The organism is Rubripirellula lacrimiformis (genome assembly GCF_007741535.1).
Taxonomy (GTDB): Bacteria; Planctomycetota; Planctomycetia; order Pirellulales; family Pirellulaceae; genus Rubripirellula; species Rubripirellula lacrimiformis.
Genome location: NZ_CP036525.1, coordinates 4,999,952 through 5,023,718, shown reverse-complemented (window position 1 = coordinate 5,023,718; position 23,767 = coordinate 4,999,952). Strand labels below are relative to the sequence as shown.

Genomic DNA, 23,767 nt, shown 5'->3' with positions numbered 1-23,767 from the left:
CATTCTTCCTATCGGCGGCTGCAAACCACCATTTGGGTCAGCTTGGGGCCAGGCGGGGGAATCAACGTCTGCGGTGCCCCACAATGGCGATTCTTAACCTTCGTGTGGGGTGGGACTGGGCCTCGCGGTGTGAGTTTCGTTTGGCGAAGCCTTCATTGTAGGAGGCAGTCAAGTCTGGCGATCAAAGTCCCTGTCCCGGCATGGGATCGACTATGATTGTGCCCCGCGACTTGGCGTCCGCCGGGTCCCCATTTACCCCTCCCGATGATTGAGTCAACTTTATGACGTGGCGCCTGTTCTCCCCGGTTTTGGTCCTCTGTGCCTGGACTTCCCTTGGTGTGGCTCAATTGCCCAACGGATGGCGTCAGCATGACATCGATCGGCCCTTGCCGAAGGTGATCACCCCGGGCGACGGCAATCTGAAGGTGACTCCGCCCAGTGACGCTACCGTCCTGTTTGACGGCACGGACCTGTCGCAGTGGCGCAGCAGTGACGGTGGTCCGTCGAAATGGGTGATCGTAGACGGTGTGATGGAATCGGTCGCAGGCAGCGGTTACGTCTTCACACGCCAAGCGTACGGCGATTGCCAACTTCATATCGAATGGGCATCACCGGCCGATGTCAAAGGAAACAGCCAGGGGCGTGGCAACAGTGGTGTGTTCCTGATGGGCAAGTACGAGGTGCAGGTGCTGGACAGCTTTGAAAACAAGACCTACGCCGATGGCAGTGCCGCATCGATCTATGGCCAGTACCCGCCCTTGGTCAATGCTTCGCGTGGTCCCGGGCAATGGCAAAGTTACGACATCATTTTCCGTCGCCCACGTTTCGGCGCAAGCGGCGAACTGGTTTCGTCGCCTCGGGTCACCGTCCTGCACAACGGTGTTCTGGTTCAAGATTCGACCGAACCGTTTGGCCCAACATCGTGGCTAGAACCGGGATCCTTTGACCATCATTCGGACAAGTTGCCTCTGTCGCTGCAGGATCACGGCAACCCGGTCCGATACCGCAATATCTGGATCCGCCCGTTGGATGAATCGCCGCGAACCCCACGGACAACCGCCTACGAAACATCAATCGTCCAGCTGACGCCGGCCGAACTGGATCGCCTTGTCGGCAAGTACGACGGATACGACGTCAGCCGCGAAGACCGAACGTTGTTTGTCCGAGTCGGTGGAGCGAAGTTGGAATTGATCGCGACCAGCCCACTGACCTTCAATGCCCGGTACACCGCGACGACGTTGACGTTCAACGAAGGCGATGATGACGCGATTGAAAGTGTCACGCGAACGATGGGCGGCGACACGCACACCGCTAATCGCAACAGCGAATCCGAGAACTAGGACGACGTGCTGCGGTATGTCGGCACCGGACGGCCAGGACGAAAACTTTCCATCTGCGTGATTTCCGTCGTGGCTTGATAGGACTTTGCCATCGCTTGGATGGCAGCTTGGACATGTTCGCTTAACACTTCGGGAGCCATCCGCACGCGCGCGTTGATGATGGCTGCCACCTCTGGCGAAGTCGTCTGGGTCGATAGCGATAACACCGTTGGTGAATCGCTATCGATCAGATTGGCTACCGCAATGTCGTCACCGGCGCGGGCCAGGACTTTCAAGTGCCCGGGTTCGGCGCTGATTTGGCGCAGGCTACTGCGAAGGTGATCGACCAAGCCGACCGCAATGTCGTCGGCCGGGATACCTTCGGTGCTGCGAAAGACGGCGGTCGCATTCAGCCAACCCAGTTCAGCCTCGCCATCGGCATAGACGTCGTAGTCAACGTCCATCATCTGTTGGCGTGGAAACGATTGGGCCTGGAGTGCCTGCACCAACGCGTCCATGTTCTGGCCTGTCTTGGCCGAGATGCAGATCACTTGCTTGCCCGGATACTGGGTCGCAAGGTGGTCTTTAAGTTGTTGCAGTTTATCTGCCGACAGTTCATCGACTCGATTGATCAGAACGATATCGGCCTCTTCCAATTGCTTGCGGAAGATGTACTCCGCCTTCTCCGAAAAACCTCCACCGACCCCCGACAGGATCTTGTTGCCATGGTTGGGCTTCAGCACCACGGCATAGGGCCGGTGCAGGAATTCTTCGCCCAACTGCTGCATCAATGGTACGGCGATGGTCGCGACCAAGTCCGTGCAACTGCCGACTGGTTCGGCCAAAATGATGTCGGGCCGTCGACGAGTTTCGAACTCTTGCATCGCGTCGGTCAGCCCGTTGAAATTGCAACAGAAGCACGATCCGGCAACTTCGTTGACTTCCAACCCCTGGCTCTTCAACATCTCTGTGTCGACCAACCCGGCCGCTTGATCGTTGGTGACCACACAGACATGTTTGCCGGCCGCTTGGTACGACTTGGCCAACTTGGAGATTAGCGTCGTTTTACCGGCGCCAAGAAACCCGCCGATCATGATGAATTCAATGGGTGCCGGCATTCGTGTCTTTCCGCAAAGGGAGGGCGTTGGAGGCCAGCATTCACATCGCCCCGCCGCGACTTGGTTGGCGAAGCAAGGTGACGACACCCGTGTGAAATCCAAAGACTTGGATTGGCTTCACCGGTGCGAATGGCAGGAGCAAAGTTGGAGTGCGAACATTCTGACGTTTGTCAGAACGTCGGTCAATCGGCTGCCCCCCCTCTCAGCGTCCACTTCGGATCGAAGCCAAACGGTGGCTTAGAAGTCCATGTTGTACTTCTGTGTCATCGTCTTGCGAAGATCGGCGGTCAACTGGTCGATCGCGGACAACATTTCGCGATAGTTGCTGTACGCGTTTCCTCTAGCCTGTGCATCGGTTGCCCGGTGTTGGTTGACATTGTTGTAGCTGTTGTAATAGCCAACGTTGCCATAGCTGTCGTACTGGAATCCTTGGTTCAACGACTGCGACGCCTTGGTTTGACCGGCCTTGATGTTGATCTGTTGAATCGCCAAGGCGTCGTTCCGCATCATGGCGGCGACGGTCGAACCGTACTGGATCATGTCTGGGTCGACTCCTAGCACGCTCATCGCATCGATCTTTCGTGCGTTGATGTTGTTCCACTGTGCTCGCGCGCCGGTGGTCTGTGCCGAGTAGCGTCGAATGCTGTCGATGTAAAGATTGACATGATCAAAGTAGTCCTTGGTCTTGCTGCTGCTGACCTTGTCTTTGGTCAGTGCAACCTGATCGTCACCTTTGGAATGGGTGATGTCGCTGACGTGGTCGCCGGCCGAGAAGATGCCGAGCAACAAGCCAAGAGTTTCGGCTTTCAATCCGCCTTGCAGCTTCAGCGTGTTGCCTTCCATCTTGACCGTGCATGCCAATAGTTCTGGGATGCTGGTGCCGTTCTGTTCGGAAAGTTCATGGAACAGTTCTTTGGCGACCGGTTCCAGCTTGGCAGGCGATTGGCCAAATTCGAAAGACAGGATGCAGTCAGAAAGACTCTTGCGACCAAGGATCAGGCTAACGCCTTGGGCCGACGCCAAAATTCGCGACACGTCAGCGGAATCCGCCGTCGACAATGAATTGAGTGATCGCAGTTCGCCGACTCGCTTGGCAAGTGCGACCGGTGAAAAGACGTCCTGCAGATCGACAGCCAGCATGAACGAAAGGTATTGCTCGGGTTGCTTGGACTGCTGAGCCAGATATTCCGGCACCGCTTGATGCGCACCCTTTTTCAGGAAACTAGCCAGCAGCGATCGATCGGCTGGACGCAAGAATCCGACTCGATTGTTTTCCATCGGGACCAGGTAGGTTTGCGAGGGCGCAAACACCACGTCACGGGCTGCCACGGTGTCCACATACCCATCGACGGCTTTGGCGATCGTGTTCGCAGTCGCTTGGTTACGGCTGATCGTGTAACCGGCTTCCCATTTAGGTTTCAGGTTTCCGATGTTCAAATCGGACGCAAACCAGACTTCGTCGACATTGTCCGACATCGCACCGACGATCGTGCTGTCTCCGCTCAGTTGGATCAACGTGGGCACGTGCACGTATCCGATCGAATTCGCTTTCGATGGAAGCTGCTGTAGCAGTTCGGATAGCTTGGGCGTCTGTGCCAACGTGTAGGTTGCCATTGCGCATGCAATCGCGAAAGATAAGAGCGAGCGATTCACGGTGATTCTCATGATGAAAAGGAAAAATGTCTTTGCGGTCGCGTAAAGCGTTGCAGAGCCTATCGGAGTCGATGTCGGTCCGGCAAGATCCTGCGCCGTAGGCAGGGTTCAACCTTAAACGATCTTAGCTGTCCCGACCATCATTTGGGACGCGGTTTCCGTCGGTTCCGGCACTTGATTTGTCTTCCCAACGCCGTCGATCGATGATTCTCTGGATACATTTGGCCTTCGATCCTGGTCGCTGGATGTATCCGATCCCGTGTATACAGGTGCACACCGGCGGCCTTTCGTCGTCGTTTGGCTTGTCCGCAGCACCCGGAGCCGCCAACGGAATGATCGGTCTGTCATCGAATCGATCGCTGTTGCCAGACGTTGGCGTCTCCGGAATGTGATTTTGGCGCACACCGGATAGAGCGATCTCATTTCGTGGATCGACCCGATTCTGGGGTGCCGTTCATCTTGGCCACCGTGACGCATCCGGTCGCTTATGCTGTGGCGGAATCACCCACGACGGGCTGCCCGACGGATTTGCGAATCGTGCATCGCAAGCGTAAATTTCGTGGATCAATTGTTCAGGAAAATCCGATGGCAACAAGTGTTTCGCTACGGTTGGGTTCGTGGCTCGCGGTGCTCGTTGCCGGGACCGCGATGGCGATCCAGCCGTTTCAAATCCAGATCGTGGATGCGTCGAATCAATGGCCTGTCCCGATGGTGGAACTGGAGACCGTTCATCACTGCAAATTCGTTTCGGACAACGCGGGCTTGATCGCTATGGACTTGCCCGAGTTGATGGGAACCGAGACGTGGTTTCATGTTCGCGGTCATGGATATTCCGTTCCCGCAGACGGTTTCGGCTATCGCGGTGTCCGGGCAACACCCCAGCCGGGTCACAGCATCACGATCGAGGTGAATCGGTCGCTGCCTGCCCAACGTTTGGGGCGTTTGACCGGCGCGGGTATCTTTGGCGAATCCCAGAAGCTTGGTCTGCGTTCGGACTGGACCGAGCAACGAATTTTGGGATGCGACAGCGTGCAAACATCGCCCTACGGTGGAAAACTATTCTGGGCCTGGGGCGACACGCGGTTGGCAAACTACCCATTGGGCCGGTTCCATATGATAAGTGCGACGACCGATCGACAGCCGCTCGGTTCATTCGAGCCACCGATTGCCTTGCATTATGACTATCGAACCGACGATGACGGAGTTCCTGACAACGTCGCGGAAATGCCGGGCGACGGGCCAACATGGCTGTTCGGCCTTGTCACGCTGAAAGATGAAACCGGTGGGACCCGATTGGGGGCGACGTATTCGAAAATCAAGCCGCCACTGGCCGAGTATGAAAAAGGGCTGTGCCTTTGGAACGACGACACCCAGCAATTTGACCGGCATCGCGTGATCTGGCGCAAAAGCGAACAAACGCCAACTCCGCCGCCGATGCCCGGCGGGCATGCGACGCCATGGACCGATCAGGATGGTCAACCTTGGGTGCTGTTCGGTGACCCGTTTCCAACGCTGAAATGTCGACCGACCTTGAAAGATTGGTCCTCGCCCGATCGTTGGCAAACATTGTCCACGCCCGATCATGTGACAACGGCAGATCGCGACGAAACAGATGGGGCAACCGAAATACCAACCAAGATCACACCTCACCGAGGTTCGATTGCATGGAACGAATTCAAACAACGATGGGTGACGATCTTCACTCAGAAATACGGAGGCCCATCGTTTCTAGGGGAAATCTGGTACGCCGAATCGGACAGCCCCATGGGACCTTGGGGCAACGCGATCAAAGTCGTCACTCACGACCACTACACGTTTTATAACCCTCAGTTGCATCCAGAATTTACGCCCGCAGGTTCCCCGATTTTGCTGTTCGAAGGGACTTATACGTCGACATTCTCCCAAGCGAGTGACAGTACGCCTCGCCACGACTACAACCAAGTCCTGTATCGATTGGATTTGGACCAACTGAATCGGTAGTCCAAACCGATTAGCATTCAGCGAATGTCTATCCGGGCAACCTGCACGGGAACCATCGATGTAGTGACAAGCAACCGCTGAACTGGTGACCGCTGAACCGGTGAACTGGTGACCGCTGAACCGCCGCAGCAACGACACCGTTACGCTAGCGGCAACCGCATCCGTCAAAATAGGACCGCTTCGTTTGGCAACGCAATCTGATTCGACCCATCCGGACTCACCGAACGTATCCAGCAGTCCATCACTGCGCGAACTTTGGTCACTGAACCCGGACGTCGATTTTTTGAATCACGGGTCTTTCGGTGCCACACCGATCTGCGTTCAGGAACAACAACGCGATTGGATTCAGCAGCTGGAATGCGATCCGATCGAGTTTTTGGGACCCGAGCGCAGTTTGATTCCTCGCTTGGACCATGTTCGGGCAGTCGTGGCGGATCAGGTTGCCACCGAATCGTCCAACATCGCTTTTGTGCGCAGCGCGACCGACGGTGTGAATGCGGTGCTTCGATCGATGTCATTCCGCGCTGGTGACCAAATTCTGATCACCAGTCACGGCTACAACGCCTGCAACAATGCCGCTCGATTCGTGGCCGATCGATCGTCGGCAGAGGTGGTGATTGCCGAACTGCCGTTTCCGATTCATGCGGCGACGGAGGTGATCGATGCGTTCGAATCATCCATCACATCACGGACGAAATTGGTGTTGGTCGATCACGTGACCAGTTCGACCGCCTTGGTGCTGCCGATCGCCGAGATCGTCGACCTCGCCCACCGTCGCGGTGCGAAGGTGTTGGTGGATGGTGCCCACGCGCCGGGATTGCTGCCCGTGGACCTTGCCGCGATCTCGGCAGATTTCTATACCGCCAACCACCACAAATGGTGGTGTGCGCCCAAAGCGTCAGGTTTCCTGATGGTTTGCCCCGAAAGTCAATCAGACATCCATCCCACGGTGATCAGCCATGGTGCGAACACGCGGGGATTGGGCGATTCGCGGTTCCAGTCGGAATTCAACTGGCAAGGCACCTACGACCCATCGTCGCTGCTATCGCTACCCGGTGCATTGCAGTTCTTGAATCAGCTGCATCCAAACGGAATGCCCGCGGTGATGGAAAACAACCGTGCCCTCGCCCTGGCCGGTCGTCGATTGATTCTGGAAACGTTGGGCAGCGCGGAACCAGCGCCGGAATCGATGATCGGCAGCATGGCCACCATTCCGGTCCACGCCCTGGACGCCATGAACGACAATCAACTGGACGCATTTCGACGCGATCTATTTCACGTCCATCGGATCGAGATGCCGGTCATTCGAATCGCCGACGGGCCAACCTGCGTGCGGATCTCGGCACATGCTTACAACGATCTGGACCAGTACCGCCGCCTAGCCGATGTGCTGAAGGCGGTTTAGTTGATTGCATCGCCGGTGAATCGGCTAGGCGATCAGATCCGAGATCACGCGTGCTGGTTCCACCCCAGTTAGTTTCTGGTCCAACCCCAGATACTTGTAGGTGAACCGTTGGTGATCGATCCCCATCAACTGCAGTACCGTGGCATGAAGGTCACGGATGTGGACGGGATCTTTGACGATGTTGTAACTGAAGTCGTCGGTTTCACCGTAGACGGTTCCAGGTTTGACACCGCCGCCTGCCATCCACATGGTGAAGCAACGGGGGTGGTGGTCGCGTCCGTAGTTTTCGTGGCTAAGTTTACCCTGGGAATAGATGGTGCGTCCAAATTCGCCACCCCAGATGACCAGTGTCGAATCCAGCAGTCCACGGTTCTTCAGATCCTGGATCAGACCTGCGCACGGTTTGTCCACGTCGTTGCACTGGCTGGGCAGACGCCCGCCGACATTGGAGTGGTTGTCCCAATTGTTGTGGTAGATCTGGACAAAACGGACGCCGTTTTCGGTCAACCGCCGCGCCAACAGGGCCGAGTTTGCGAACGTGCCAGGCTGCAAAGCTGCATCACCGTACAGGTCGATGGTTTCCTTGGTTTCGGTCGACAGATCCACCAGATCCGGCACACTGGCCTGCATCCGGAACGCCATTTCGTATTGCTCGATTCGCGTCGCCGTTTCGGGATCGCGAATCGCTTGATGTTGCAATGAATTCAGACGCGAGATCGTGTCCAACGTTTCCCGCCGCATTTCCGCAGGCACTCCGTCGGGATTATTCAGGAACAGGATCGGATCGCCTTGGCTGCGGAATGACACGCCGGCATGTTTGCCAGGCAGATAACCGCTGCCCCACAGTCGGCCCGAAATCGCCTGCAATTGTTCGCGATTGCTGGGCTGTGCAACCAGCACGACAAACGTAGGCAGGTTCTGGTTCAGCGAGCCCAGACCGTAGGACGTCCATGATCCCAAACAGGGGCGACCGGTGACTTGGTTGCCGGTTTGAATGAAAGAAATCGCCGGTTCGTGATTGATCGCCTCGGTATGCATGGACCGGACAAAGGCCATCTCGTCCACCATTTTGGCGGTGTGCGGCAGCAGTTCGCTGACCCACATTCCGGATTCGCCGTGCTGTTGGAACTTGTACTTGCTGGGGGCAATCGGAAACCGATTCTGACCGCTGGTCATCGTCGTCAACCGCTGGCCGTCGCGGACGGATTCCGGCAGATCCTTGTCGTACCATTTCTCCATCTGTGGCTTGTAGTCAAACAGGTCCATCTGGCTGGGGCCACCGACCATGTGCATGTAGATGACCCGTTCGACTTTGGGCGGAAAGTGCGGGATACCCGCTGCACCGCCGAACCGTGGCAAGGCAGATGATTGCTCGATTGCCGAGGCCGACCGATCGGGCCCCAACAAACTGCCCAACGCTGCATAACCGATCCCCTGGGTGGTCTGGGTCAGGAAACGGCGCCGTGCCAACATGTCTCGTATTCTTGAATCGCTCATTTGCACAACACCTCGTCCAAGTTCATCAGTTCGTTACAAAGCATCGTCCAAGCAGCCAATTCCGCCGTTGGAATCGTTTCGTCGATCGGCAACTGGCCAGTCGTCAGCAGTTTGGCTGCGTCGCTATCGTTGGATTCGTAGAAACTGCGTAGCCGCCCCAAACTTGTCAACAGAATCGCGATCTCTTGATCGGTCAGCGGGCGCGACATCAATCGCTGTGCCGCAACCTGCAGACGGTCCGCGTCTTTGGCCGTTGGATCCGCCAAAATGAAAGTCGCCAACCCGCGAGCGGCTTCCACAAATTGGGGGTCGTTCAAAGTTACCAACGCTTGCAGCGGAGTGTTGGTCTGTTCTCGCTGGATCGTGCATGATTCGCGATTCGGTGCTCCTAGGATTTCCATCGACGCAGGTGGGGCCGACCGTTTCCAGAACGTGTACATGCTGCGACGATAAAGCGATTCGCCTTCGTCACGGCGATAGACACGCGTGTTGCTTTCCGGCATCGCGACAGCCTCCCACACACCATCCGGTTGATACGGTCGCACCGACGGCCCGCCGATCGTGTCCGATAGCAGTCCGCTGGCCCATAGTGCCGAGTCGCGAACCATTTCGGCATGCATTCGGAAACGAGGTCCGTGCGATAGCAACCGGTTTTGTGGGTCGGTGTCGATCGCCAGCTGGCTGTGGACGGCGCTCTGGCGATAGGTGGCGCTGGTCAGAATCATGCGAAAGAGTGCTTGCACGTCCCAGCCGCTGTTGCGGAATTCAATCGCCAAATAGTCCAGCAATTCGGGATGGCTTGGCATTTCGCCCATCACGCCAAAGTCGGCGCTGGTGCGAACCAGACCGGTTCCGAAGACTTCCTGCCAGAACCGATTGACGGTCACTCGGGCTGTCAACGGATGGTCGTCGCGAAACAACCACTTGGCCAATCCCAAACGATTGCGTGGCAGGTCGCCCATGTCAGGCAATACCGCGGGGACGTCGGCGGAAACCTGTTCAGCCCGTTGGTCGTATTCGCCACGGGTCAGGATGTGGGCGATCGGCGGCGTCGACTTTTCGTGCATCACGTGTGCGATCGTTGCTCGTTCTAGGATCGATGCCTGTTCGGATTTCAAAGCTACTAATTGCTCGTTGGCCGCCTGGTACGGACCACTGTTGTGGTCGAGGGTCCAGCGTACCAATGCATCGGTTTGCGATTCGCTGCGAATCGCGTGGGGGACGGACGCTGCCAGCATCGCAGCGCTGCCATCGGCAATGTCGCGAAGTTCCTCGGGACGCAAGGTTGCGTCGTACAATCGGGCGTCATTGATCGCTACGCCCAACGCTACCGAATTGTTGTCGCGGCTTCCGATGGTCAGTGCGACCGCGCTTCGAATCGTCTTGGTTTCCAGCGTGTCATTCGTGACCTCTCGCTTGCCTTGTTCGATTCCATTGACGAACAAACGCAGGCCATCCGCGGTGCCGGATCCATCACTGGTGACCGCCAAATGGCTCCATTGACCGACCGGTAACTTGTCACCGGCAATCACCTTGATCGCGAATTCGGGCCAGCGGTGAATGAAGTGCACTGCGGGCCGTCCGCCGTTGAGCCATAGGTCCCAACCTTGCAGCCCGTTCTGGCCATCCAGTTTGCCCATGATCGCCCCTACCACTCCGTCTTGATTGGGCATCACCCACGCGGCGGCTGTGAATGCGTCGTGCGTGTCGTAATCACCGACGGATTCAACGGGCAGGTTCACGCCCGCGACGGCTTCGATCGCATGTAGGCCGGTCAAGCCTGCGGACCACTTCAAGTCGCCTTGGGCAGTGATGGGAACAAGCTGGCCGTCGATCAACACCGTGGTCGTGTTGCCGATCCCTTCGGATAGTGGAGCATGGAAAGCCAGTTGGTCAGCCGCCGGAAACGTTCGTCCGATCGCAGCTGGACTGGGGTGCGATTCGTGGATCGTCGTCTTGGCAGTGGCAACCATCGCAGCGATCGCAGCTTCGGTCTCTGGGATCTGTTGCTGCAGTTCGTTAAAACGGTCACGATCAGCCCGGATCGGAACCGTCAGAATCGGGGGCGTGTTGGCGACATTGCCGTCGCGGACGTTCTGAGTCGTGTTGTTGAAGAATGCCGACAGCGAATAGAACTCTTTCGCTGAGATCGGGTCAAACTTGTGATCATGGCACACGGCACAACCAGCCGTCAGTCCCATCCAGACGGCGGCCGTCGTGTCGGTACGGTCGCGAGCGTACAGCACCGCGTACTCTTCATCGATGATGCCGCCTTCGTTGGTGGTCATGTTGCAGCGATGAAAGCCGGTCGCGATCTGTTGGTCTAGCGTCGGCTCGGGTAACAAGTCGCCCGCCAACTGTTCGATACTGAATTGGTCAAAGGGCATGTTCTGGTTGAACGCGTCGATGACCCAATCGCGATACGCCCAAATTTCGCGATAGTTATCAAAGTGGATGCCGTGCGTATCGGCATAGCGAGCGTAGTCGAGCCAGTATCGACCCCGCTGTTCGCCCCAGGCAGGTGACTGGAACAATTCGTCCAGATAGCGCTGATAGGCCCCGGGTTCCTGATCGTCCAGAAAGGACTGCAACTGTTGCGGCGACGGGGGCAGGCCAGTGATGTCCAACGCGGCTCGTCGTGCCAGCGTGCGACGGTCGGCCTCGGGGGCTGGAGAGAATCCGGCGTCCTTCATCCGCGAAATGACGAAACGGTCGATCGGGTTTTGCGTCCACGACGTCTCGTCCGTATCCGGCAACGACGGCATCCCAGGCGGGATGAACGACCAATGCGGTTGGTACTGGGCACCTTCGTTGATCCAACGAGTCAACGTTTGCTTTTGTTCGGCGGTTAGCTTTTTGTGCGAGTCCGCCGGTGGCATCAATTCATCGTCGTCCCTGTCCAAATGGATCCGCTGAATGATCGAACTTTGGTCAGCTTCACCAGGGGTGATCGCACCGGAATCGACCGCGCTTTCACGCTGGTCCAGCCGCAATCCAGCTTCTCGAGTTGCGCTGTCCGTGCCGTGACAGGCAAAGCAGTTTTCAGCCAAGATTGGCCGGATGTCTTCGTTGTAAGTGATCGTCGACGATTCGTCCGCAAGTGATGGGACAGCGCAAGCAATCAGCAGCGAGACAAGAAAGGTTCTGGCGGGCATAGCGGCGGGAGTTCCAAAGGCAGCAACTGGATGGAGCCATTCTAACTGGAAATTGCATCATCCGGATCAGCCAAACGCATGAACAGCACCTTGATTTTGACCAGCGCAGGTTCTCTGTCTTGCGATGTCGATTCCGTTGCCGAACTCGGCCAGAACGCCAAGCAATACGATCGCAGTCGCCACTGGGGGCGGTGCCTGCCCCCGTTGGGGATCGGTCCCGTGGCCAGTGAAGATGTTTCCTATCGCAGCAGGCATTCGAAGTTTGCCCCCCGGCGATGCGTGGCGACATTGGCGGGGCAAATTCACGTGTCTCGCGATTGAAGGTGCGGACTTCGTCAGTCTGTGATCGAATCGTAGATCGGTTTTTTGAGTTGGAATTCGGTGTGCCATTGATACGGCATCACCTGTTCCAAAGTCACGACCGCCAAATCGTCCTCTGGCGATACCCAATAGTGAGTGCTGGCTGCGCCGCCCCACCCGTATTCGCCTGGTCGTCCGGATGGATCCCACTGGTCGATGAATGGGCGAACATTGAATCCGTACCCGAAGCCGACGCCGGTTCGCACTTCATCACCAAAGGTGACCCAGCCCGCGTCCGCCGAAAGCAGGTTGGTTGTCATCGATGCGACGGTTTCTGGTTTCAGGTAGCGGACGCCATTCCAACTGCCACCTGCCTGGATCATCAGCAGGAATCGCATGTAGTCGCTGGCGGTCGACACCAGCCCACCACCACCGCTAAAGAACGTGGCCGGTTTGCGATAGTTGCGGCCGCGGCGTTCGTCGCTGACCTCCAACTTCCCGTCCGCGGTCCGTCGATAGGTCGCTGCAAAACGGTCCAGTTTTCCGGGCGGCACATAGAAACCAGTATCGACCATCCCCAACGGATCAAATATTCGGGTCTGGAAAAATTGGTCCAATCGCATGCCCGAGACGTTCTCCACAACGCGACCAAGAATGTCGGTCGATATGCCGTAGTGCCAGTCCGACCCAGGTTCAAACAGCAGCGGCAGTTCGCCAAGTTTGGATTGGAACTGGGCCATCGTTTGGTCGTTGGTGATCAAGTCCAGACGCTTGAACGCATCGTCGTGCAATTGATTGCCCGATGACCCATAGGAAACGCCCAGCGTGTGCAGCATCAGGTCTGCGATCGTCGGTTGACGTTTTGCCGGTATCAGTCCATCGGGCCCCGCAATCATCGGTTGGGCCATTTCGGGGATGTGCTTGGAAACCAGATCGTCGGGACTCAGTTTGCCCTCGTCGCACAGCATCAACGCCGCCGCGGTGGTGATCGATTTGGTCATCGAATAGATGCGAACAATCGTATCAAGCTGCATCCGAGATTTGGATTCTCGGTCGCGCATCCCGTAGGCTTCGTGAAAGACCACGTGGCCTTTCCTGGCCACCATGACCACGCCGCCAACGATCTTTTCGTCCGCAACCGACTGATCCATCACTTCCGTGATTTCGCTAAGCCCGGATGCAGACATCCCCATCGACTCGGGTTGGACGATGGCAAGCTTCATGGTTTCGACTTTGCGGGGTGGTTTCGGTTCTGATTTCGTGGGTGCGGCCGAATCACCGCCTGCCGCTTGCCCAGCGGTCTGTGCGGCTTGTGCCGTGCCATTTGGGGGCACGGGATCGCCAGCCTGGGCGGGGGCAATCATCAGCCCCAAGAACGCGACTCGTGTGATCGTAAATCGCAGGTTGGCCATCGTTGTTTTCTCCGGCAGGGGCGTATTACGGCAATTGCATGACCTCGACTTTGCGGATCGCAACGTGACTGCCTGGGTCATGTTGTTGAAACGCAAAGTGTCCCTCTTTGTACGTCTTTTCAAAGTCCATGTATTCGTACAGTTCGTTGCCGTCGATCGTGATTTTGATGCGAGTCATGTCGCGACCACGCCAATTGTCGTCACGGACTTCGACGTCGTAGGTGAACCACGTGTCTGGCTTTACCAATTGCTTGTACACATGGCAAAAACCGTACAGCGATCCGGTGCGGATCGGGTCGGTGTGGGTGCTGTCGACCTGCGCCTCGTAGCCGTCCATGAATCCAGGGTTCTCGGTGGTGCGGAAATACAGCCCTGAATTGCCACCGTCGTTGATCTTCATTTCAACGCGGTAACGAAAGTTTTTGTACGGTCCCGTCGTCGAGGTCAGCATCGAAATTTCGCCACCACTTCGCATTTCGCCGTCTTTGACTTCCCAGTGGCTTTCGTCCTTGCCGACTTTTTTCCAGCCGTCCAGTGTCTTTCCGTCAAACAGGGACACCCACTTGCCGTCTTCGGCCGTCGCGTTGGAGGGTGTCAAAGTCGCGGTGAACAGACTGGCCGCGATTGCAAAAAACAAAGGTGTTCGAAACATGATGTGAAATCCGGGGGAAATCAGGAGGGAAGTGGGGTGGCCATCGTAGCAGCGGTCGATCGCAACACGCAAACCTGCGTGCTGCAAACCGTAACGCAGCGACGGTTGGATCAAAAAGGGGAGATGAGGTAAAAGCCGGATGGACCGGATGCTGACAATCGATTCGATGTCTGCGGATTGAAACCTAAACGTTCCTGCTAGCGTGATCAGCAGGATCGATTCATGCAACTAGGTTGGAGCCTCGGGTTCCGCCATACTGACCATGCGATCAGGTGGCCCCCGCTGTCACAATTCACTGTCACAATTCGCTGTTACAGCTCGCCGCCATAATTCGTCACCCCCCAATTACCGTCACGGACCATCGCCACGAATCACAGACTGCTAGATCCGTGGGGATGGTTCGGTTGGAACCGCGATCGAAGTGCTGTGGGCTTCCAGGACCAACGCGATTCGCCGTGGACGCTAGTGCCCCGCCGAAAGGGTTTCGATCGTCACGGCCATCACCAACGGCGCGGTGTCATCGGTGCCCTTTAACAGTTCAATGGTTTCGACCGTTTCATGGCTCTGGGGCGTCACCTTCAGGTACCGCACCTGGTGATTTCGCAGCGCGAATGCGAACTCACTGTCCGGCACGTCCACGCGGCGAATGTAGTCCGCCATGTGCACACCGTTTAGCAGCGGGTGGTCCTCGCTTGTTCCATTGCCGAACTTCAAACGTACGATCATCGATTCGCTGCCCTTGGTCCCGAACGGGGAATTCCATCCGCCGACGCCACCCAACAAGTGGATGGCCGCGACCGGCGTGTTGCAAGGCAGCGTCACCGAACGCGGCATGGTTTTGGACACGGGTCCGCGGGGGCCGTACAGCGAGATGATGTTGGCTTTGGACTGTCCCATGGGATCTGTCAAAACGAACGGCACGCCCGCAAACGTCTTGGGCTGCCAATCGTCGAATACCATCACGTCCGCCGGGTTGCCAGTGAACAGTGATTTCGTGCTGATCGCGGTCGCATACTTGTCCAGACTGATCGGAACAAACTGGCTTTTCTGAGTCAGGAACTCCAACAGGTCCGTCATCGCATCAAGCTTGATGGCGTTTTCAAATCCTTCGGGCATCACCGATTTGGTGCTCATCACAAATTGATCGATATCTTCGCGAAGGACCGAACGTTTCTTGCCTTCGGTGTCGAACAATTCGATCGACGTTTTGGATTCCGAAGCCAGCATGCCATTGAGCACCACTCCATCGAGCGTCAGCACGGTATAGGACCGGAAATTACCCTCGACACTGCGGCTGGGGTCCAGGATATGTGTCAGCAATTCGGCTTTCGGGTGGACCGCCATCCCGGTCAAATTTGGGCCAACCTGGGTGCCTACATCGCCGTGGACATGGCACTTCGAGCAGTGTTCCTTGAACACGATCGTTCCCTTGGCGACGTCGCCTTTCAGTTTGGTTGAATCCAGGTACTGCTGCACGACTCTTTGACGATCGGCATTTGGCAACGATCCACCTTGGGCCAGCAATCGGTTGGCCAGCTTTTTGACCCGCGCGTTGGGGTGATTGGCAAGCGATTGCTTTTGATCCAACGCTAGATCCGAAAGCGAAAGTTCACCGGCTTCGCAGGCTTCCAACATCGCCATCGTGGACGATGGCCGACGCAGAAGTTGCAGCAACGCAATCTGTTTCAGTGTCGGAGTCATCTGCGGGATCGATTCGGCGATCGCGGCGCCGATACCGTCCCAGCGACTTTCCCCCAACGCGGTCATGATTCCGGCTGCGACCGCGGGCGGCGTTCGTGGATTGACTTCTTCCAACAGGGTCAACGAAAGATCTTCGTCGTCAGGCAAGAACGCGATCGCCTGTTTAGCAGCGTCGATTCGCGAATCATCGGTTCCGTCTTCGTCGGTGACTTGATCTAGCAGGTCGTCGACAATCTGTTGTTGATACTTGGTGAAGTTCTTGCTGCCCCAAGCGGTCGCCAATTTCACCAACGTTCCTCGTGACACTGGATTGACCTTAGCCAACATGTCCATCAACGTCTTTTCGGTCGCTGTGTCCAGGTCGACATTGGTGTCGGATTTTAGTCCTGCGGCCAACCCGGCGATCACCGCGTCAAAGACCTTGGCGTCGGCGTCACGCAGGCCGGCTAATCGGACTGCGGCATCCGAGGCATGGTCGCCCCGGCCATGATGTTCTGCCACGCGTTGAATGATCTGGTACGAATCCGATGGCAATTCACCGGCCTGCGTCAACGCACCTAGGAACGCGGCGCTGTGGACCGCAGCGGCACTGGTCAATCCATCGGGAAGCCAGCGATCTGCCATCACGACTCGCTGGCCTAGCAGGTGCACCAGTTCGGCTGCTGCACGTTGGCTGGACACCGAATCGCCATTGGGTTGATCTGCGGACGGCAAATCCGAAATGGCTAACAGTCCCGCCAATTGAACCAGTGCGACACGATCTCGCAAAATGCCCGCAGCCAGCAATGCATCGATGGATGCCGCCGACTTGGGCAGGACCTGCAGTGCGTTTCGCCGCACTCCCGCCGATGGGTGCGACAGCGCAGACACCACTGTCGCGGTTGCATCGGGGTGCGTGCCGTCAAGCAATCCAAGGCCGTGCATGGTCCACAAGGCGTGGATCGCACCCACGTTCAACCCGATTGCATCGGTGGATCGATCCGCGATCAATTCGGTGAGTGCCGCAGCAACATCCGTGTTGCCGCGCTGGACCAAAAGACGTTGTGCGTGTTTGCGGACAATCTGTGTGGGATTGGCTAGCTGGGCGACCCATTGTTCGGGGGTGGCATCGGCTAGGTTGGGAATCGCCGGCACGTTCGAATCGTCGACCACCAATCGGTAGATGCGGCCATACTTTTTGTCACGAAGTTTGGTTTCGTATGCGGCACCCTTGCCAGTCTGGAAACCTTCCGGCGTCGGGTTGTGTTGCACGATGTAGTTGTACCAATCCACGACCCAAACCTGACCGTCGGGGCCGACCTCTGCCATGATAGGGGCGGTCCATTCGTCGTCGCTGGCCAGCAAATTGAAGGGGCTGGTGGATGAAAAGTCGGACCCGCGGTTATTCAGCACGAACGAACCGACTAGGTGACCGGTGGGACCGCACACAAATGCGATTCGGTTCCAATACTGTTGCGGGTATTCGCGCGCGGTGTACAACGCATGGCCGGCGGCTGCGGTGTATCCCCCGTGGTGGTCAACTTGGCGAACCTTGTCGGTGATCGGTTGGAAATCGTTGGTGTCGGCTATCGATGACAATGTCAGCGAAGGCGTCCAACCACGCACACGTTCGTAATATCGGTTGGCGATCGGCATGTAGATGCTGGGGTTGCCATTGGCGGTGGATCCGAAGACAAGGCCCTCTTCGCTGAGTCCGATTCCCCAGGTGTTGTTGTTGGTCGAACGGATGAATTCCACTTGGGATCCGTCTGGACGCATGCGGAAAAATCCATTGCGGAACGACTGTTGCTTTTCGCCGTCGGCCACTGGCGCCGACTGGTTGTAACCCTGCATCGCCCAGATCCAGTTGTCCAATCCATATTGGAAATTGCTGACCCCGCCGTGGGTATCGCCCAATGTCCAGTTGGCGACCAACACCTTTCGCTGGTCCGCGCGGTCGTCTCCATCGGTGTCCGTCAACAGCAGTGTTTCGACGCCGTTTTGCACGACGACACCGGCGGAAGTGAACGTGATTCCGGTCGGGATACTGAGTTGTTCGGCAAAGACCGAAAACTTGTCTGCCTTTCCGTCGCCGTCGGTGTCTTCGCAGATGCGAATTCGGTCGCGACCCTTGCCGGTGGGCTGCAGTTCGTTGGGATAGTCGTAGGTTTCAGCGACCCATAGCCGGCCTCGTTCGTCCCATGCCATGGCAATCGGTTTGCCGCCAAGATCGGGCTCCGACGCGAACAGTTCGACGTGGAAACCCTTGGGGACCACCAAGTGCTTCATCGACTCGGCAGGCGACAGTGGCTTTTGCATCATGTTGAGCGGTTCGCCCTGAGTTCCCCACTTGTTCGATGGCGTGTAATTCGGGATTTCACGGCCCACGTCCACGTATTCGAAATCCGCCCGGTCAGCCGCCATCTGCGTCATCTCGGGTGCGATGACCTGTGTCGACGCTAGGTATTGTCCCGCAGTCTGTGGATCTTTGCCCGCAGCCCAGCGAATGCCTCGTTCGACAAGGTTCAAAAATCCTGGGTGCGTCCAAGTTCGGCTGTCGTGTCCCCATGCGGTATAGAACACGCGGCCATCGCCCTGGTTTCTTACCCACGTCCATGGTTCGCGTCCGTTGGCATCGGCGCGGTATTCCAGGACGGTGCGGTTCTTGTCGTTATGCAAGTGATGGACGTAGGTTTCGTCCCAGCTTTGGAACCCGCCATAACCTGCCGTCACCGGATGTTCACCGCCAACCACTTCGGATTGAAAGACGCCCGTGTCGTGACTCTTGAATTGAGCCCCCATCAGCGCAACCATCTCGGGTTGGTTGCGGAAACAGTAGCTAGCGCAGTGCAGCGGTACGAATCCGCCGCCCTGGTTGACATACGCCAGCAACGCATCAGAGCGATCCTTGGAAACTTCGTCGATGTTGGCGTATAGCACCAACGTGTCATACTTGGACAAGGTTTCGGCGTTCAGGTCGGCAACATCGTCGGTGTAGGTCATCTGGATCCCACGCTGCTGCATCATCGGCGCCAGTTCGTCGAATCGGGGGCGTGGTTGGTGATGGCCGGAATCGCCAAGGAACAGAACGTCGACGTCGGCAGCCGAGGCTGTCGACGTGAACGCGCCCGTCGCCATGAACGCGGTCAAAAGCACTGCCAACGGAAATAGCGAGGCAAGAAAAACGGATCTGCCCCGGTGTGTTGATCCAAGTGACATTGCGATTCGTTGATCAGGCATAATGAAGGCTGGTTTAAGAAAAGGGAAAGGCGGGGCATCGCTGAGCCGGATCAGGGATCCCCGACTTGAAAAGCCCGACTTGGAAGATCATGGGGCGACGAAGCAGGCAATTTCCAACCGCAAATTCAACCCACGTGGGTGTTTCGGTTCGATGAAAGCCGCCAAAAGCGTCTTCCCACCGTGCTTGCGACTTCCCCGCCCCCTGTCGGGGTGCGAGAATCGCAAGCTGCAACTTACCGCTCGATTCCTGACGCTGGATGGTCCCAGCTCCGTACCGGGAATCTTTGTGGCGATTATAGCGACGCTAATCCTGTGTTGAATGCAAAAATGCGCAGGTAACTTGTTTTATTTTACGCTCCGGGGCAGTGACGCCTTTTTTCTGTCTCCGATTGCTCCAGTTTGGGTGCCTTAGAACTGTGAAATCATCCATGGATCCCGATTCGGATTTGAAAACGCCGGTCTCTGCAAAAATGCAGGGTCAGCGAAGCACCGGGAAATCGTCGGTCGATCGGTCCGGAGACCAAGCGGCCGCGACGGAACGATCCAGGTCGGTCGCGTTGCTGATCGAAACGTCCAACGCCTACGCGCGAGGTCTGTTGAAGGGGATCGCGTCGTACATGCACGAAAACGAACTGTGGTCGATCTACCTGCCCGAGCTTGGCCGTGATTCGGGGCCGCCCGAGTGGTTGAAGCGGTGGAAGGGGGACGGGATCATCGCGCGGATCGAAAACGACGCCGTCGCTGCGGCCATCCAACGGCTGGATTTGCCGGTGGTCGATGTCAGCGCGGCGCGGCACATCCCAGAGATCCCGTACTTCGAAATCAACGAGGTCGGAGTCGGGCGTTTGGCGTTTTATCATCTGCAGGAGCGTGGGCTGAGGAACTTTGCCTACTGTGACGAACCGCGTTTCCGTTGGTCGCAACTTCGCCGCGATGGGTTTGCCAAATACGTGGCGGCAGGCGGGTTCGAGTGTAATGTTTTCCAACCGAAACGCGGCGCGAAAGGGCAACAGTCCGCACTTTCCGAACGAGAGCAATTGACCCACTGGATCAAGTCGTTGCCACGGCCCGTCGGTGTGCTGGCTTGCTATGACATCAAGGCCCAGGAAATCCTGGATGTTTGCCGCGAACAGGGCATCCGTGTCCCCGAAGACGTCGCGTTGGTCGGCGTCGACAACGACGAAGTCCTGTGCGAAATTTGTACGCCGCCGCTGTCCAGTGTCGTCCCGGCCGCCAATCGCACTGGATACATGGCCGCCAAATGTCTTGACTCGCTAATGAACGGCGAAAAGAGGACGAAGCTTTGTAATTTAATCGAGCCGCTTGGAGTCGTTTCCCGGCAATCGACCGATGTCCTGGCGATCGACGACCCAGATGTTGCGATCGCCATGCGGTTCATTCGCGACCATTACAGCGAAGGGGTCAACGTTCGTGACGTCTTGAAGGTGGTCTCGATTTCGCGTCGTTCCCTGGAATCCAGATTCCAAAACACTGTCGGCCGAACTCTGCACCAAGAGATCACCCGTCGGCGAATCGCGCGTGTGTGCCAGTTGTTGAATGAATCAGATTTGACGATCGCGCAGATCGCAGAACGTTCGGGCTACCAAAACGAAGAATACCTCAGCGTTGCTTTTCGCCGGGCGATGGGGATGCCACCGGGCCGCTACCGCCGCGGCGAACCTGTCGACATCGACTGAATGTTTTGGCGATCCGACACAGATCAAACATCAAAGCGGATCCACAGGCCGCGACATCGTGCGGCGAAAATGTGCGGCCTAAACAGACGGTGAAACTATCCGAGCGAAAGTTTGGGATTGGCGGATCAAGCCTTTCGATGGCCATTCAACGGGCTAAGCAACATGCACGCGACCGCGTGCACAGCGGAAACACGATCCAGCGGCACGTCCCTTTCGATCCAGTTTGGACCGAACGGTACACACAATTAGGAGCAATCAAGATGGCTGATTTCAAAGTACATACCGTCGAATCCAGCGGCGACAGCAAGCCTTTGTTAGAGAAGGGGCTGAAGAAATATGGTGTCGTGCCGAATTTGTATGCCGTGATGGCCGAGTCGCCTGCTCTATTGGAAGCCTACCAAACGATCACCAACATCTTTAGCGAACACACGGATTTGAGTCCGACCGAGCAGCAGATTATCGCGATGACGAACAATCGCTTGAATGGGTGCACGTACTGCATGGCCGCCCATACGACGATCATGCAGGGCGCTAAGGTACCGCCGGATGTGATTACCTCTCTGCGGGATGGCACACCGATTGCAGACGCAAAGCTGGAAGCCCTGCGAATTTTCGCAGAAAAGGTCAACCTCAATCGCGGTTGGATGCAGGACAGTGACATCGATGAACTGATTGCGGCCGGATACACCAAGCGAACTGTTTTCGAGGTCGTTTTGGGGACCGCTTACAAGGTCTTGTCGAACTACACCAATCACGTCGCCGATACGCCGGTCGATCCGATGTTCGCAAAGAACGTTTGGAGCGCGGACGATTCGGCTGCCAACTGACACGACCACACCTGACCAAGATTTCCATGACTTTGCTTGACGACCAATCGCAAACGCTGGTTCGACAAGCCACTCGTATCTATTCCATTCAGCAAGAAACAAACCGATGAAATTTGACGTGAAGAACAAGACCGTTTTGGTGACCGGCGCTAACCGTGGCATCGGGAAGGTGATCCTGGAAGAAGCACTCAGTCGCGGTGCCGTGAAGGTTTACGCGGCGGTACGCAAATTGGAATCCGCCCAGCCATTGGTTGCCGAGCATGGCGATCGGGTCGTGCCGGTTCGAATCGATCTGGATGACCCATCATCGATTACCGCCGCAGCGCAGCAGGCAAGCGACGTGGACGTCGTGGTCAACAATGCGGGAGTGCTAAAACAGAGTGCGGCAGTCGACGCCGATGCGATCGAGTCGCTGCAGTTCGAAATGAACGCCAATGTTTACGGACTGATGCGAGTCGCCCAAGCGTTCGCACCGGTCTTGGCAGCCAACGGCGGCGGTGCATTGGTCCAACTCAACAGCGTTGCATCAGTCAAAACGTTCGCTGAAATGGCAACCTACTGTGCATCGAAGGCCGCCAGCTATTCGATCACCCAGGGGCTCCGTGATTCACTAAAGGCTAATGGGACCGCGGTCGTCAGCGTCCACCCAGGTCCGATTCAAACCGACATGGGACAGGAAGCTGGTTTCGGCGACAGCGCCGCCTCGCCGTCCTTGGTGGCACAGTCGATCTTCGACGCCCTTGCGGCGGGCGAATTCCATGCATGGCCCGACCCGATGGCGGAACAGATCGGGGCAGCGTACGAGAGTTTCGCAAAGAACGTCGTCGAAGCCGATATGCAGGAAAGCCTGTCTTGATGCCGCCAATCGTTCATCCCCCCACGTCCTGGGTGTTTCTTTCGTAGCCGAACTCGTCAAGAGTTTCGTTCGGTGGACGTTGGACCACCGAAAGTCTTGGCGACTTGCGCTACGGAATTTACCACATCGCTGCGTTTTGGCCGCGTGCGCCCAGACGGCTAACGTTCAAACGGAACGATGTCTAGCCGCGGCGGCGACCGCCTTGTCGATCCGATTTGCCCATCCCATGCATGGTGCCGTCTTCGGCTTCTTGGGCGGTGATGCCTAACACGATATCGAAGTTCACCGCTAGTTCGCCGAACTTGGATCCCGGGATTGGATTGAAATCGCCCAGGACGGTCTCTCTGGCCGTCTTGTCGATCCGATTCAGAATCCCATCCTTGGCGTTCGCCGGGTGGTCTTTCACGTACAGCTGTGTCGTCAGGATGCGTTTTGCGTTCTTGCTGATTCCGAAGTGGATGTGCGGCGTTCGTCCAGGATAGGGAACGGGTTTGATGGTGCGGAAATAGTACTGGCCTTTCGAATCCGTTAAGAAACGGCCGTAGCCTTGGAAGTTCGTGTCCTGGTTGTCGCGGTTGGTCCGATCGTCGGTATGGATGTAAACCGCGTTGTTGTCGACCTGCCAGATTTCGACAAACGCATTCCGGATTGGGTTGCCCTTCCTATCCAGAACTCGCCCCGACAGATGCGTGATCTCGCCTACGCCGGGAGTGATCGAATCGTTGATCACCAACAGATCGTTGTCGGTATCCAGGGGCATCCGGTTGGGGTAGAACGGGCCCTCGGTCTGCGGGGGCGTTTGGATCATGTCGGCGAACACGCCCGCGGTCGTAAAGGCGGCCGTGCCAACAGCAACGCCGCCCTGCAAAATTTCTCGGCGACCCAACAAATGGTTCTTTGGGAACATGGCAGTACCTCTTTCGAAATGACAATAACGAGTGGGGGGGGAGCGATTGCAGACCGACAGGGGCGGTTC

At 57.1% G+C, this 23,767-nt stretch carries 15 protein-coding genes; 7 read left to right on the top strand and 8 right to left on the bottom strand.

Going from position 1 to position 23,767, the window contains the following annotated elements; genetic code table 11:
* The first annotated feature begins 281 nt into the window (after nt 1–281).
* Nucleotides 282–1,340: a 3-keto-disaccharide hydrolase gene (locus K227x_RS17755; RefSeq protein ID WP_145171564.1), complete on the top strand. Its 1,059-nt coding sequence runs from the start codon at nt 282–284 to the stop codon at nt 1,338–1,340.
* On the opposite strand, the gene K227x_RS17750 is transcribed toward K227x_RS17755, so the two are convergent.
* Complete coding sequence (locus K227x_RS17750) at nt 1,337–2,437, bottom strand: CobW-like GTP-binding protein (RefSeq protein WP_246145889.1); 1,101 nt, start codon at nt 2,435–2,437, stop codon at nt 1,337–1,339. The two genes, K227x_RS17755 and K227x_RS17750, sit on opposite strands and share 4 nt — an antisense overlap.
* A gap of 237 nt (nt 2,438–2,674) precedes the next feature.
* Complete coding sequence (locus tag K227x_RS17745; RefSeq protein ID WP_218933332.1) at nt 2,675–4,090, bottom strand: hypothetical protein; 1,416 nt, start codon at nt 4,088–4,090, stop codon at nt 2,675–2,677.
* A gap of 585 nt (nt 4,091–4,675) precedes the next feature.
* On the opposite strand from K227x_RS17745, the gene K227x_RS17740 reads away from it, so the two are divergent.
* Nucleotides 4,676–6,070, top strand: coding sequence for a hypothetical protein (locus K227x_RS17740; protein WP_218933331.1), 1,395 nt, complete (start codon nt 4,676–4,678; stop codon nt 6,068–6,070).
* A gap of 184 nt (nt 6,071–6,254) precedes the next feature.
* Complete coding sequence (locus K227x_RS17735; protein ID WP_145171560.1) at nt 6,255–7,475, top strand: aminotransferase class V-fold PLP-dependent enzyme; 1,221 nt, start codon at nt 6,255–6,257, stop codon at nt 7,473–7,475.
* 24 nt (nt 7,476–7,499) lie between these two features.
* Here K227x_RS17735 and K227x_RS17730 read toward each other — a convergent pair whose 3' ends face one another.
* Nucleotides 7,500–8,972, bottom strand: coding sequence for a DUF1501 domain-containing protein (locus tag K227x_RS17730; RefSeq protein WP_145171558.1), 1,473 nt, complete (start codon nt 8,970–8,972; stop codon nt 7,500–7,502).
* The gene (locus K227x_RS17725; RefSeq protein ID WP_145171556.1) at nt 8,969–12,127 is read right to left on the bottom strand and encodes a DUF1553 domain-containing protein; all 3,159 of its coding nucleotides are present in this window, start codon (nt 12,125–12,127) and stop codon (nt 8,969–8,971) included. The genes K227x_RS17730 and K227x_RS17725 overlap by 4 nt, the downstream gene beginning before the upstream one ends.
* A 78-nt stretch (nt 12,128–12,205) precedes the next feature.
* Here K227x_RS17725 and K227x_RS17720 point away from each other — a divergent pair, with 78 nt between their 5' ends.
* A complete protein-coding gene (locus tag K227x_RS17720) occupies nt 12,206–12,448 on the top strand; it encodes a hypothetical protein (protein WP_145171554.1) in 243 nt (80 codons plus the stop codon).
* A 14-nt stretch (nt 12,449–12,462) separates the two neighbouring features.
* Here the strand turns inward: K227x_RS17720 and K227x_RS17715 are convergent, their stop codons facing one another.
* From K227x_RS17715 to K227x_RS17705, 3 genes are all read right to left on the bottom strand, one after another.
* Nucleotides 12,463–13,839 carry a serine hydrolase domain-containing protein gene (locus K227x_RS17715; protein ID WP_218933330.1) on the bottom strand — a complete coding sequence of 459 codons (1,377 nt, stop codon included), beginning with the start codon at nt 13,837–13,839 and terminating at the stop codon, nt 12,463–12,465.
* A gap of 25 nt (nt 13,840–13,864) precedes the next feature.
* On the bottom strand, nt 13,865–14,491 hold the full coding sequence (locus K227x_RS17710) for a 3-keto-disaccharide hydrolase (protein WP_145171550.1): 627 nt from the start codon (nt 14,489–14,491) through the stop codon (nt 13,865–13,867).
* 462 nt (nt 14,492–14,953) lie between these two features.
* Nucleotides 14,954–19,309, bottom strand: coding sequence for a PVC-type heme-binding CxxCH protein (locus K227x_RS17705; RefSeq protein WP_218934074.1), 4,356 nt, complete (start codon nt 19,307–19,309; stop codon nt 14,954–14,956).
* Between the two features lie 518 nt (nt 19,310–19,827).
* Between K227x_RS17705 and K227x_RS17700 the strand changes: the two genes are divergently transcribed.
* The 3 genes from K227x_RS17700 (at nt 19,828) to K227x_RS17690 (ending at nt 22,791) form a co-directional block, all read left to right on the top strand.
* Entirely contained in the window at nt 19,828–21,108 is a 1,281-nt protein-coding gene (locus tag K227x_RS17700; RefSeq protein WP_246145888.1) for an AraC family transcriptional regulator, read from the top strand.
* 260 nt (nt 21,109–21,368) lie between these two features.
* Complete coding sequence (locus K227x_RS17695) at nt 21,369–21,935, top strand: carboxymuconolactone decarboxylase family protein (protein WP_145171546.1); 567 nt, start codon at nt 21,369–21,371, stop codon at nt 21,933–21,935.
* Nucleotides 21,936–22,041: 106 nt separating this feature from the next.
* Complete coding sequence (locus K227x_RS17690) at nt 22,042–22,791, top strand: SDR family oxidoreductase (RefSeq protein WP_145171544.1); 750 nt, start codon at nt 22,042–22,044, stop codon at nt 22,789–22,791.
* Nucleotides 22,792–22,972: 181 nt separating this feature from the next.
* On the opposite strand, the gene K227x_RS17685 is transcribed toward K227x_RS17690, so the two are convergent.
* The gene (locus tag K227x_RS17685; RefSeq protein ID WP_145171542.1) at nt 22,973–23,698 is read right to left on the bottom strand and encodes a dioxygenase family protein; all 726 of its coding nucleotides are present in this window, start codon (nt 23,696–23,698) and stop codon (nt 22,973–22,975) included.
* Nucleotides 23,699–23,767 lie beyond the last annotated feature (69 nt).

Bases quoted from the DNA above. Each gene is read 5' to 3' on its own strand.
- K227x_RS17715 (WP_218933330.1), bottom strand. From the start codon at position 13,839: ATGGCCAACCTGCGATTTACGATCACACGAGTCGCGTTCTTGGGGCTG.
- K227x_RS17705 (WP_218934074.1), bottom strand. From the start codon at position 19,309: ATGGCGACGGGCGCGTTCACGTCGACAGCCTCGGCTGCCGACGTCGAC.
- K227x_RS17695 (WP_145171546.1), top strand. From the start codon at position 21,369: ATGGCTGATTTCAAAGTACATACCGTCGAATCCAGCGGCGACAGCAAG.
- K227x_RS17730 (WP_145171558.1), bottom strand. From the start codon at position 8,972: ATGAGCGATTCAAGAATACGAGACATGTTGGCACGGCGCCGTTTCCTG.
- K227x_RS17755 (WP_145171564.1), top strand. From the start codon at position 282: ATGACGTGGCGCCTGTTCTCCCCGGTTTTGGTCCTCTGTGCCTGGACT.
- K227x_RS17740 (WP_218933331.1), top strand. From the start codon at position 4,676: ATGGCAACAAGTGTTTCGCTACGGTTGGGTTCGTGGCTCGCGGTGCTC.
- K227x_RS17720 (WP_145171554.1), top strand. From the start codon at position 12,206: ATGAACAGCACCTTGATTTTGACCAGCGCAGGTTCTCTGTCTTGCGAT.
- K227x_RS17750 (WP_246145889.1), bottom strand. From the start codon at position 2,437: ATGCCGGCACCCATTGAATTCATCATGATCGGCGGGTTTCTTGGCGCC.
- K227x_RS17685 (WP_145171542.1), bottom strand. From the start codon at position 23,698: ATGTTCCCAAAGAACCATTTGTTGGGTCGCCGAGAAATTTTGCAGGGC.
- K227x_RS17690 (WP_145171544.1), top strand. From the start codon at position 22,042: ATGAAATTTGACGTGAAGAACAAGACCGTTTTGGTGACCGGCGCTAAC.
- K227x_RS17725 (WP_145171556.1), bottom strand. From the start codon at position 12,127: ATGCCCGCCAGAACCTTTCTTGTCTCGCTGCTGATTGCTTGCGCTGTC.
- K227x_RS17710 (WP_145171550.1), bottom strand. From the start codon at position 14,491: ATGTTTCGAACACCTTTGTTTTTTGCAATCGCGGCCAGTCTGTTCACC.